Source organism: Achromobacter semiaridum (assembly GCF_053543755.1).
On record NZ_JBLVOL010000137.1, the window covers coordinates 139,848 to 151,611 of the forward strand.

The 11,764-nt window shown below is 66.9% G+C and carries 11 protein-coding genes; 6 read left to right on the forward strand and 5 right to left on the reverse strand.

Annotation, left to right across the window (positions count from 1 at the left end):
• From ACNPP0_RS29065 to ACNPP0_RS29075, 3 genes are read left to right on the forward strand one after another with little or no spacing between them, the layout of a single operon-like run.
• Entirely contained in the window at nt 1-759 is a 759-nt protein-coding gene (locus tag ACNPP0_RS29065; protein WP_448707833.1) for an SDR family NAD(P)-dependent oxidoreductase, read from the forward strand.
• Complete coding sequence (locus ACNPP0_RS29070; protein ID WP_448707834.1) at nt 759-2,135, forward strand: SDR family NAD(P)-dependent oxidoreductase; 1,377 nt, start codon at nt 759-761, stop codon at nt 2,133-2,135. Before ACNPP0_RS29065 ends, ACNPP0_RS29070 begins: the two co-directional genes overlap by 1 nt.
• Complete coding sequence (locus ACNPP0_RS29075) at nt 2,123-2,884, forward strand: carboxymuconolactone decarboxylase family protein (protein ID WP_448707835.1); 762 nt, start codon at nt 2,123-2,125, stop codon at nt 2,882-2,884. Before ACNPP0_RS29070 ends, ACNPP0_RS29075 begins: the two co-directional genes overlap by 13 nt.
• 19 nt (nt 2,885-2,903) lie before the next feature.
• On the opposite strand, the gene ACNPP0_RS29080 is transcribed toward ACNPP0_RS29075, so the two are convergent.
• Nucleotides 2,904-3,260, reverse strand: coding sequence for a hypothetical protein (locus ACNPP0_RS29080; protein WP_332611833.1), 357 nt, complete (start codon nt 3,258-3,260; stop codon nt 2,904-2,906).
• Nucleotides 3,261-3,328: 68 nt separating this feature from the next.
• On the reverse strand, nt 3,329-4,279 hold the full coding sequence (locus tag ACNPP0_RS29085; protein WP_448707836.1) for an aldose epimerase family protein: 951 nt from the start codon (nt 4,277-4,279) through the stop codon (nt 3,329-3,331).
• A 121-nt stretch (nt 4,280-4,400) separates the two neighbouring features.
• Between ACNPP0_RS29085 and mutS the strand changes: the two genes are divergently transcribed.
• From mutS to ACNPP0_RS29100, 3 genes are all read left to right on the forward strand, one after another.
• Nucleotides 4,401-7,055, forward strand: coding sequence for a DNA mismatch repair protein MutS (gene mutS, locus ACNPP0_RS29090; RefSeq protein WP_448707837.1), 2,655 nt, complete (start codon nt 4,401-4,403; stop codon nt 7,053-7,055).
• Complete coding sequence (locus tag ACNPP0_RS29095) at nt 7,052-8,245, forward strand: ribosomal protein uL16 3-hydroxylase (RefSeq protein WP_448707838.1); 1,194 nt, start codon at nt 7,052-7,054, stop codon at nt 8,243-8,245. Before mutS ends, ACNPP0_RS29095 begins: the two co-directional genes overlap by 4 nt.
• Nucleotides 8,246-8,462: 217 nt before the next feature.
• The gene (locus ACNPP0_RS29100) at nt 8,463-8,684 is read left to right on the forward strand and encodes an endopeptidase (protein ID WP_082134552.1); all 222 of its coding nucleotides are present in this window, start codon (nt 8,463-8,465) and stop codon (nt 8,682-8,684) included.
• A gap of 264 nt (nt 8,685-8,948) precedes the next feature.
• Here the strand turns inward: ACNPP0_RS29100 and ACNPP0_RS29105 are convergent, their stop codons facing one another.
• The 3 genes from ACNPP0_RS29105 to ACNPP0_RS29115 form a co-directional block, all read right to left on the reverse strand.
• Nucleotides 8,949-10,073, reverse strand: coding sequence for an outer membrane protein assembly factor BamC (locus tag ACNPP0_RS29105; protein ID WP_332611827.1), 1,125 nt, complete (start codon nt 10,071-10,073; stop codon nt 8,949-8,951).
• A gap of 17 nt (nt 10,074-10,090) precedes the next feature.
• Nucleotides 10,091-10,996 (reverse strand): 4-hydroxy-tetrahydrodipicolinate synthase, encoded by a 906-nt coding sequence (gene dapA / locus ACNPP0_RS29110; RefSeq protein ID WP_046805956.1) that lies wholly within the window; start codon nt 10,994-10,996, stop codon nt 10,091-10,093.
• An 87-nt stretch (nt 10,997-11,083) separates the two neighbouring features.
• Nucleotides 11,084-11,731 carry a site-2 protease family protein gene (locus ACNPP0_RS29115; RefSeq protein ID WP_046805957.1) on the reverse strand — a complete coding sequence of 216 codons (648 nt, stop codon included), beginning with the start codon at nt 11,729-11,731 and terminating at the stop codon, nt 11,084-11,086.
• Nucleotides 11,732-11,764: the final 33 nt, after the last annotated feature.

Genomic DNA, 11,764 nt, shown 5'->3' on the forward strand with positions numbered 1-11,764 from the left:
ATGCAACAAGATCTGGCTGGGCGCGTGGCGCTCGTCACCGGCGCAGGCGCCGGCATCGGCCGCGCCACCGCGCGCGTGCTGGCGGCGCGCGGCGCCATCGTGGGCATCAACGACTTGAAGCAGGAACTGGTGGACGCGGCCGTCGCCGACATCACCGCCGGCGGCGGCAAGGCGTTTGCGGTGGTGCAGAACGTGGCGTCACGCGAAGGCGTTGCGCAGGCCGTGCGGCAGGCGGCCGAGTACGGTTCGCGCTTTGACATCCTGGTCAACAACGCGGCGTGGGTGCGCTACCAAAGCGCCGCCGAGATCCAGGCCGACACGATGGACCGCATGCTGGACATCGGCTTCAAGGCGGTGATCTGGGGCATCCAGGCCGCCGCCGACGCGATGGACCCGGAACGCGGCGGTGCGATCGTCAATGTGGCGTCCACCGCCGCGCTGAAATCGGCGCCGGCGTCGATGGTGTATTCGGGCATCAAGGCGGGCGTGCTGGGCATTACCCGGGCGGCGGCCGCCGAGCTGGGCGGGCGCGGCATTCGCGTCAACGCGGTCTGCCCATCGGCGGTGCCAACGGAAGGCACGCAGCGCAACCGCAACGCCGAACGCGACGCGCGCCGCATCGCCAGCACGCCGTTGGGGCGGCTGGGCACAGTGGAAGACGTGGCCAGCGGCATCGCGTTCCTGGCCAGCGACGAAGCGCGCTTCATCACGGCGCAGGCGCTGGTGGTGGACGGCGGCATCACGTTCACCACGCTTTGATGGATACGGTTCTGTTGACCGGCGCCGCCAGCGGCATCGGCCGCGCCACGGCCTGGCGGCTGGCCCGGCTAGGCCACCGTTGCGTGCTGGTGGACCGCAATGCAAAGGCGCTGGAGGACCTGCTGGCGGAGTTGCGCGCTGCGACGAAGTTGAACGTGGACGCCGATGCCGACAGGATCGCCGCCCCGGTCGCGAAGCCTTCGCGCGCCGGAGCCACGGACCGGTCTGCGCCGCAGTCCCAGGCGCCCGCCACCGCCCAGTTCGAACATCTTGGCCGCGTCGTCGACTTGACGGACCCCGAACAGATTCTGGCGCTGGCCGACGGCATGCCGACGCTGGACGCCATCATCAACAACGCGGGGATGACGGACGCCAGCAACCTGCCCGTCGTCGAACAACATGACCGCGACTGGCAGCGCTTGCTAGACCTGAACCTGCATGCGCCGCCACGCCTGCTGCGCGCGCTACAGGGCCGCTTGGCACCGCACGCCCGCATCGTCAACGTGGCGTCGGGCGCGGGGCTGCATGCCATTCCGCTGCGCGGCGCGTACAGCCCCAGCAAAGCCGGCTTGATCGCGCAGACGCAAGCGCGGGCGCGCGCGCGGCCAGATCTGCGCGTCAGCGTCTTGTGCCCTGGATTCGTGCAAACGGAATTGGTTGACGGGCTGATCGCAAGCGGGCGCCTGGACCCGGTGCGCGCAGTCGCGAAGATTCCCCTGGGTCGCCTGGCCAAGCCCGAAGAGCTGGCTTGCGCACTGGCGTTTCTGGCCAGCCGAAACGCCGCGCCCTTAAGCGGCAGCCGCCTGTCCGTGGACGGCGGATCGTCTGTCTTTGGCGGCAGCCAACCCTTTGCCCCGAACGCCATCGCCGCCGTGCCCTGCGACGCGCCTTTGTCGTTAACCGTGCACGGCGGCTGGCCCGGGCTGGGCAGCACGGATACGCGCGACGGCTACGCCGCCATCGTCGACACGTCTGTGCTGCACAGCCCGCCTGGCGGGCGGCTGGCGGCCACTTTGGCGGCCGCGCAGCGCCATGGCGCCGGCAGTGGGCCGGGCAGCCTGACGCTGCTGCTGCCGCGTGCCGTCCAAGCGGATTTCCAAGTGGATTCCCAGGCGGACTTCCAAGTGGATTTCCAAACGAACTCCCAGGTGGACTCCCATACGAACTCGCAGAGCGCCTGGGAACACGCGGGCGACGACGCCGCCGCGCGCATGCTGATCGCCACGTTGGCCTGTGAATGGGGGCCGCGCGCGCGCCGCATCAATGCTGTCGAAGTGGACGCCGCCAACCCGGACGCCGCGCTGAACCCGCTACTTCGTTTCATCGCGGGGGCTGAAGCTCAATACCTGACAGGGCAAACGCTATGCACACGCTGAACGATCCGGCCGCGATCAAAGCCCGATTCATCGCCGCGCGCGGCTACTGGCGGCCGTGGACCGAGACGCTGTTGCACGCCAATCCCACGTTCTTGTCGACCTACGCCGAATACGCGGGCTATCCCGCGCGCACCGGGCCGCTGACGCCGCGCATGGTCGAGCTGATCTACGTGGCGCTGGACACGTCCCCCACGCACCTGTACGAAGCCGGCCTGACGACGCATCTGAAGCTGGCCCTTGCGGCAGGCGCCAGTGAAGCGGACGTCTTTGATGTGCTGCACTTGGTGACCTTGCAAGGCCTGAGCGCCGTGCTGCAAGCGGCGGACGTGCTGCATGAGGCCGCCCCGTCGGCGGCCCTGCCGCCGGATGATCCGCTTGTGGCCCGCATCCAGGCGCTATGGCCGGATCAGGCGGCCGGCCTGTTGCGAATGGCGGCGCAGGACCCGGGCTATGTGGCCGTGCTGTTGGATTTTGTGGAAGGCGGCGCGCCGGCAGGTGGCCTTAGCCATGCCGAACGCTTGTTGGTGCGCATTGCGCTGCACGCCACGTTCACGGACGGCGACCGCACGGCATTGCAGGCCTTGATTCCGCATGCGCTGACGCAAGGCGTGACGCGCGCGGAAATCCTGCAAGTCATTCAGCTGGGCGCGCACCTGGCCGTGCATGGCGCATCATTGGGCGCCACGGTGTACACGAAGATGGTCGCCGATCACAGGAATGGGCCCGGCAAGGCCGATGCAACGGCTTGACCGGACCCAGTTGCTTGGCTCAGGCTTGCCCTTCCCGCCTGGCGCGGGCATGCGGATCGTTGATTTCCGCTTCCAGTTCGGCGATCAGCCAATCGAACCAGCCTTTCTCGGTGCGGGCATACACCACGGCGGCCGGCGTCTTGCCGTCACGCCACCCCGGCTGATGGGTGTCCATCCACGACGCCAGGCTCTTGTGCGGCGCCAGCAGCCCCGACAACCAGTTCCACAGATAGTCCGGCACGTTACGGCGAAAGCCCTTTGCGCTGGCGTACAGCGTGGGCTCCAGCGGCAGGCTGCCTGAACGGGCCAGCTTGGCCTGCACCCGGCGCAGCGTTTCGGCCGCCGCCTGCAATTGTTCGGTGCTGAGCTTTTTCACGTAGGAGACTCCTGGATTGGGGTTGGCGGATTATCGCCGGAGGAAGCCGGCGTTTCCAAGCGCGGCGTTCAGCGTTGGCCGCGAGGCGGCGTCAGCGCCATCAGCGCCGTGGCCGCAAAGCGCGCCCCCGGCTCCAGGACCTGCATCCCCGTGCGGGTTTCACCGGCCGCCGCCAGGTTGAACGCGTCGGCCACATTGGTGACGGGTTCCACGCACAGAAATTGCGATCCCGGCGCGGTGTAGACCACGACATGGGCAAAGGCCGGGTCCGCATGCAGGGCCAGTTCGTGCCCGTCCGGCCAGTGCAGCGTGGCGCGCCCCTCCCATTGCGACAGATAGGTATCGCAGCCCTCGGCCGACCGGCGCACTTCGCGCACATGCTTGACCCGGCTGCCCGTTGGTAAGCCGTCGGCATCGGCGGGCCACAGGCGCCGCGCGTTCAGCGCCACGCGCTCGGCGGTGAAGTAAGGGTGGATACCCAGGCCGCAAGGCATGGCGGAATCTCCCTGGTTGACCACGCTTAGTGACAGGCGCAAGCCACGCGCGTCAAGCCGGTAGCGCTGCACGCATTCGAACGGCCAGGGCCAGCCCAGCACGCCCGCCGGTTGAGCCAGCACCAGGTCGATGCTGTCCGGCGTGTGATTGCGCACCTGCCAGGGCTGAAACAGGCCCGCACCATGGATGGCTTGCGGGCGGCCGGGCACGGATTGCAGCACGTGGCGCGCGCCGTTGAACGTGAACACCCCGTCGCGAATGCGATTGGAATACGGAACCAGGGGGTAGGAGCCCGCGCGGGGCCACTTGCCAGCCGCCCATTCCGTGGCGGTCAGCGGCACGATCCAGTCGTGTGAGCCCGTGGACAAGCGGGTCAGCCGCCCGCCGCCACCCGGCGCGAACTCGGCCTGATGCGCCCCGCTGGAGATCGTCACGCGTTCGGCCGCATTAATGGGGTCGGGAAACGGCGGGTCGGGAAAAGCGGGATCGGGTAAGGCGGGGTCGGGAAAGGGCAGGTCCGGCATCTGGGGCTCCCACGGCCATCACAAGACCGCGTCGTTGCGATTGTGCCGTCGGCGGCCGGGCGCGGCAAATCCATCCTGCTTGCCACCGCACGCGCGCGCTCGCCCCGATACAATCACGGGCATGAATTCCGCAACACCACTCACCGCCGCCGAGGCCCACGCGGGCCACACTCCCATGATGCAGCAATACCTCCGCCTGAAAGCGGAGGCCGGCCCCTTGCTGCTCTTCTACCGCATGGGGGACTTCTATGAAATGTTCTACGAAGACGCCGAGCGCGGCGCGCGCCTGCTGAACCTTACGCTGACCAAGCGCGGGTCGTCCAACGGCACGCCGATTCCCATGGCAGGCCTGCCCGTGCACGCCATGGAGCAATACCTGGCGCGGCTGGTGGCCATGGGCGAATCCATCGCCATCTGCGAACAGATCGGCGACCCGGCCGCGTCCAAGGGCCCCGTCGAACGCCGCATCGTGCGCATCGTTACGCCCGGCACGCTGACCGACGACGCGTTGCTGCCCGCCAAGGCGGATCGCGCGCTGGCTGCCGTGTTCGTGTCCGGCAACGCCCGCGCGCCGCGCGCCGGCCTGGCGTGGCTGAACCTGGCCAGCGGCGAATTTCGCGTTACCGAATGCGCCCCCGCGCAGCTGGAATCCGAACTGCACCGCATTGCGCCGGCCGAGATCATCTGCGCCGACAGCGCCGCCTTCGACTTCCCGTTTGATGGCGCGCGCTCACGCGTGCCGGACTGGCATTTCGAAAACGATGGCGCGCGCGCGCATCTGCTGGCGCACTTCAAGACCGACACCCTGGCGGGCTTCGATATCGAAGACATGCCCGCGGGCATCTGCGCCGCCGGCGCCCTGCTGCGCTATGCGGCGCGCACGCAATCGCAGGCGCTGGCCCACGTGCAAAGCCTGTCCGCCGAACGGCCGGGGCAGTACGTGTTGCTGGACCCGGTGACCCGCCGCAACCTGGAACTGACCCAAACGCTGTCCGGCGAAGACGCGCCTACGCTGTTCTCGCTGCTGGACGGGTGCCGCACGCCGATGGGCAGCCGGCTGCTGCGCCGCTGGCTGCATCACCCCTTGCGTGAAAACGATCAGGCGCTGGCGCGCCAGCAGGCCATTTCGGCGCTGCTGGCCGGCCGCATGGACGTCGAGCAGACCTTCGGGTCCGCCAGTGTGCTGGAATCGCTGCGCGCCGCGCTGAATGCGTTTCCCGACATTGAACGCATCGCGGCGCGCCTGGCGCTGCGCTCGGTTCGCCCCCGCGAACTGGCCAGCCTGCGCGATGCGCTGCAATCGCTGCCCGCGCGGCGCGACCTGGTCGAACCCATGGCAGCGTCGCCGCGTCTGGGCGAACTGATCTCGCACCTGTCCGTGGACCCTGCCCTGGCCGCGTTGCTGGTGCGCGCCATTGCGCCGGAACCCGCTGTCGCCATCCGCGACGGCGGTGTGCTGGCCGCCGGGTTTGACGCCGAACTTGACGAACTGCGCGGCCTGGCCGCCGATGGCGGCGATTTCCTGCTGCAACTGGAAGCGCGCGAACGCGAGCGCACCGGCATCAGCAACCTGCGCGTGGAATTCAACCGCGTTCACGGCTTCTATATTGAAGTGACCAAGGGCCAGACCGCCAAGGTGCCCGAAGACTACCGCCGCCGCCAGACGCTGAAAAACGCCGAACGCTACATCACGCCCGAACTCAAGACGTGGGAAGACAAGGTGCTGTCCGCGCAAGACCGGTCGCTGGCGCGCGAAAAGTGGCTGTTCGAGCAATTGCTGGACGTGCTGGCCGAACACGTGCGGCCGTTGTCGGACTGCGCCGCCGCGCTGGCCGAGCTGGACTCGTTGTCCGCCTTGGCCGAGCACGCGCGCCGCCACGACTGGATCGCGCCCCAGCTGTCCGAGAATGCCGACATCGACATCGACGCCGGCCGCCACCCGGTGGTGGAACACGCCATTGAACGCTTCACGCCCAACGGCTGCCGGCTGGACCCGGCGCGTCGCATGTTGCTGATCACCGGTCCGAACATGGGCGGTAAGTCGACCTACATGCGGCAGGTGGCGCTGATTGTGCTGTTGGCGCGCATCGGCAGTTTCGTGCCGGCCGCGCGGGCGCGCATCGGCAAGATCGACCGCATCTTCACCCGCATCGGCGCGGCCGACGACCTGGCGGGCGGGCGCTCGACCTTCATGATGGAAATGACCGAGGCCGCCGCCATCCTGTCGGCCAGCACGCCCAACAGCCTGGTGCTGATGGACGAAATCGGTCGCGGCACGTCCACCTATGACGGCCTGGCGCTGGCCTGGGCCATTGCCTGCCGCCTGCTGGCGCACAACCGCGCACTGACCCTGTTCGCCACCCACTACTTTGAACTGACGCGCCTGCCGGCCGAACAGCCGGCATCGGCCAACGTGCATCTGGCCGCTGCCGAATCCGCCGCGGGAATCGTGTTCCTGCACGAAGTGCGCGAAGGCCCGGCCAGCCGCAGCTACGGTATCCAGGTGGCGCAACGCGCCGGCGTGCCTGCCGCGGTCATCCGCCAGGCCACGCGTGAACTGGAACGGCTGGAAGCACAAGGCGCTCCCACGCCCCAGCTGGGCTTGTTTTCAGCGGCGGCGGACGCCGACGCGCACGCCTACGCCCAGGCCGATCGCGACGACGCCCTCGAGGCGCTGGACGCGCTGCGCGAAGAACTTGCCACGATCGACCCCGACAGCCTCACCCCGCGCGAAGCGCTGGACGCCCTCTACCGCCTGAAGAAGCACCTGCAATGAACCTTGACCAACCCCTGCCGCTGTTAGGCGACCAAAGCCCGAACGACTTCATGCGCCGCTACTGGCAGCGCAAGCCGCTGCTGATCCGTCAGGCCATCCCGGGCTTTCAGCCGCCGCTGACCATCGCCGCCATCAAGAAGCTGGCGCGACGCGACGATGTGGAATCGCGCCTGATCTGGCGTGAAAACGGCGAATGGCAAATGGAGAACGGCCCCTTTGCGCGCCTGCCGAAAGACAACGAAGGCGATTGGACGCTGCTGGTGCAAAGCGTGGACCTGCTTAGCGACGCCGCATCCGAACTGATGGGCTTGTTCCGCTTCATTCCCGACGCCCGCCTGGACGACGTGATGATCAGCATCGCCAGCCATGGCGGCGGTGTGGGGCCGCATTTCGACAGCTACGACGTGTTCCTGCTGCAAGCGGCCGGCGAACGCGAATGGCGCTATGGACGGCAAAAAGACCTGTCGCTTGAACCGGGCCTGCCGCTGAAGATCCTCAGCAACTTCCAGCCCGAGGACAAGGCGGTGCTGGCGCCCGGCGACATGCTGTACCTGCCGCCCCAGGCCGCGCACGACGGCGTCGCCATGGGAGATGGCTGCATGACGATTTCGATCGGCTTTCGGGCGCCCACGCAAGCCATCCTGGCGCGCGGCCTGCTTGAAGCCGCCGCCGACCAGGTCATGGCGCGGGTGGGCTTGCTGGGCGGCCCTTATGGCGAACCCGCCCTGCCCGGCCCGAAGCTGTCCGCCGTCTATCGCGACCCCGGGCAACCCGCCGTCGACACCCCGGCGGCGCTGCCGGATGCGCTGGTGGCGGCCACCTTGGAAACCGTGGAAAAACTGCGTTTTGACGATGCGCTGGCCTCGCGCTTTCTGGGTTGCTGGCTGACCGAACCACACAACCAAAGCGTATTTGACGCGCCCGAGGACGTAGAGGTTGATCTGGAAGAAGACTGGCCCGCGTCCGGTCGCCTGGTGCTGGACCGCCGCACCCGCATGCTGTATCGCGGCAAGCAGCTTTTCATCAACGGTGAAACCGCCATGACGCCCGCCGACACCGCGCTGCGCACGCTGGCCGACGCCCGCAGCCTGGACTGCGCCCACCCCGCCTGCGCGAAGCTGTCGGAAGAGGCACGTTCGTGCCTGGCCGACTGGCTGGACTCGGGGTGGATTCATTACCAGCCGGCGTAGTATCCGGACACGTCCGCGTATCGGAGTCGGACAGAACGCAATCAGATCCATGCGCGGGGACACATAAGGAAAGACATAACACGAAGCTGAAAGGTTTGTTGCCGTTGGGATGCGACCTTTTTAACTTTCACACGCGCTGCGGCGTCGGCTTCCTGTAGCCTGAGTTCTGGTTTCCCCTAAGGGGGTTTCAAGAGTCGTCATCTACAGGAGTCCAAAAATGATGAGCAAAACCTTGATTATTGCTTCGGTGCTGGCCGTTGCGCTCAGCGCTTGCAACAAGAAGGAAGATGCCCCGGCGGCGCCCGCGACCACCCCTGGCGCCAGCACGCCGGCCCCCTCGACCACGCCTCCGGCCACGTCGCCGGCCCCGACTTCGCCTGGCACCACGCCTGGCGGCGGTTCGAATACCCCGGGCGGCTCGACCACCCCGGCGTCTTAATAAAACAGAGACGAACCCCCGCTCTGAAGACGCGAAAAAGCCCTGGCAAGAAATTGCCGGGGCTTTTTTGCGTCTGGGCGCGATGCGGGGTGCGCAGTGCCCTGCGCAGCGGCGATGCCCACCCTGCCCGCCCTGCCCACCCGCGCAATGAGCCGGGCTGATCCGCCCGCCCGCTGCCAGGGCGGCGGCCCCAACGAAAAGGCCCCCATATGGGGGCCTTGACCAATCCGGGCCGGCGCGCTGGGCGCCGGCCAAGAACGGCTATTACATCTTGTCCTTCAGCACGCTCAGCAGACGCTGCGCGGTGGCGCTGCTGTCGCGCGCGCCGTTGGCGTCCAGCACCGTCACCGTGGTCTGGTCGCCCGTGGCGGCCAGGTGGATGCGGAACTGCGGTGCTCCGGCCTTCTTGTCGCCCGAGAACATGCGGCTGAAGAAGCCCGGCTGCTCGTTCTTTTCGCCGGTGTCGGTGTCGACGTAGCGCACGAAGTAGTCACCCGTGGAGCGGTCGCGGTCGTCAACGGCAAAGCCGCCGCCGTCCAGGGCCACGCCGACACGGCGCCAGGCGCGGTCGAACGATTCAGCCACCAGCAACGAGGCGCCTTGGGAACGGACGTCTTCCTGCACGGCCGGCTTTTGCGGCGAGGCTTCGGCCTGCTGTACCAGCTTGCGGGCGTTGTCCACGTCGGAACCCAGGTAGACCATCATGCGCGCCAGCATGGCGGCGTTCAGGCCCGGGTCTTCCTTGCCGTTCTGCCACTGCACCTGGCCGCCGTCGGAACCGACGCGCTTTTCAAGCATCTGGCGGTGGCTGACGTAGACCTCGGTGTGGCCGTTCACGCGTTCGACGCGGGTACGGAATTTTTCACGTTCGCCGCTATCCCAGGCCGATTCCAGCACAGCGCCCAATGCCTGGCGCAACCAACTTTCCGGAATCTTGGCGCGGTTTTCCGCCCAGTCGGTTTCGATCAGGCCGGCAGACGGGTTGTTGCTGGCCACGGTGAAGCCGTTTTCGGTCCAGAAGTCGACCAGGCGCGGGAACACGTCTTCCGGGGCACGGTCAACGACGAGCCAGCGCAGATCGCCGTCGCGTTCGACGCGCATGTCCTGGCGGCCGGGCAGCACGTTGCTGGACTTGGGCGCGGTGGCTTGCGCCTGGCCCTGCTGCTGGAACTGCGAGTACGTCGTCGAGCCCGAAGCGGGCGCGCGATAACGCGGGTCGCTATTGGCCTGAGTCAGATCCGGCGGGATGCTCAGAGGCTCTCCACGCTGGGTGACGGCGCTCTTGTAGTTGACGGATTCTTCATTGCCCAGGAATTGATTGACCTCGCTGCAGCCGGCCAATAACACCAGAGACATCAATGCCGACAAACCGGCATGACGTTTGTTCATACGTATCCTCACGATATTTAGAGCAGACCCGTTTCCTGGAGCGCGCGACGCACGACTTCGTGGTTCTGCGTACCCAGTTCAACCAGCGGAAGCCGGTAGCCCAGTGCGCTGCGGCCCATTTCGGCCAGCGCCCACTTGACGGGGATGGGATTGGCTTCAACGAACAAAGCCTTGTTCAGACGCGCCAGATAGGCATTAAGTTCACGCACCTTGGGCACGTCGCCCGCCAATGCGGCGGCACAGAGGTCGCGCATGAGCTTGGGCGCCACGTTGGCGGTCACGGAGATATTGCCGCGCGCGCCCAACAGAATCAGGGCGGCGGCAGTGGGGTCGTCGCCGCTGAAAACCTGGAACGTGTCCGGCGCTTCACGCAGCAGCAGACCGCCGCGCGCGATGTCGCCGGTGGCGTCCTTGATGCCGATGATGCCCGGCACCTGCGCCAGGCGCAGCACCGTTTCATTGGTCATGTCGGCCACGGTGCGGCCGGGCACGTTGTACAGGATGGTGGGCAGGTCGACGGCTTCCGCGATAGCGCGGAAGTGACGGTACAAACCCTCTTGCGAGGGTTTGTTGTAGTACGGAACGACCGACAGGCCGGCCTGCGCGCCCACGGCCTTGGCGTGGTTCGTCAGGTGGATGGCTTCGTCCGTGGAGTTGGCGCCCACGCCGGCGATGACCGGGATGCGGCCCGCGGCATGTTCCACCGCTACGCGAATCAGTTCCGCGTGTTCTTCCATGGAGACCGTGGGCGACTCCCCGGTGGTGCCCACCACCACGAGCGCGTCGGTTCCTTCCTGGACGTGCCAGTCGATCAATGACCGGTAGGCAGCGTAGTCCAGGCTGCCGTCGGGCTGCATGGGAGTGACCAGGGCCACCAAGCTGCCCTGGAAATTAACGCCTGCGGCGGATGCAGGGGATGCCATAGATGTAGGGCTCCAACGCCCCGTGGCAGGATGCCCCAGGGCCAGAATCAAAGAAACCGCTGAGTTTAACGGATATTGGATGAAATCCTACAGAAACCACTGGACGATAGTCGTTCCAAGTTCATACACCGGGCGCATCAAAAGCCACAGCACATCCGTGACCAGCAAGACGATCACGATGACCAGCCCATACGGCTCTATTTTTGAGTATTGCCAGGCCAGACGGTTCGGCAACAGGCTGAACAGGATGCGTCCCCCATCCAGCGGCAAGATGGGCAGCAGGTTCAGCGCCATCAGCACCAGATTGATGTTCACGCCCGCCACGCCCATCTGGAACCAGAACGATTCCTGCATGCCGGATTCCAGCATCAGGCGCAGCGAAAAGGCCCACAAAATCGCCATGAAAAGGTTGGCGGCGGGACCGGCCAGCGCCACCCAGAGCATGTCGCGCTTGGGACGGCGCAGGCGGCCGAAGTCCACCGGCACGGGCTTGGCCCAGCCGAACAACATGCCGGGGCTGCCCAGCAGTTTGGACGCCAGAAGAATTGCCATCGGGACCAGCAGCGTGCCGATCGGGTCGATATGCCGGGCGGGATTCAGGCTGACACGGCCGGCTTCATAGGCCGTGGGGTCGCCGAACATGCGGGCCACGTAACCGTGCGCGGCCTCGTGCAGCGTGATGGCGAAGATGACCGGTATCGCGTAGACCGCAATGGTTTGGATGATGTCGTTCATGGCGAACCGGATTGTAGATGAGCCGCGGGGGGG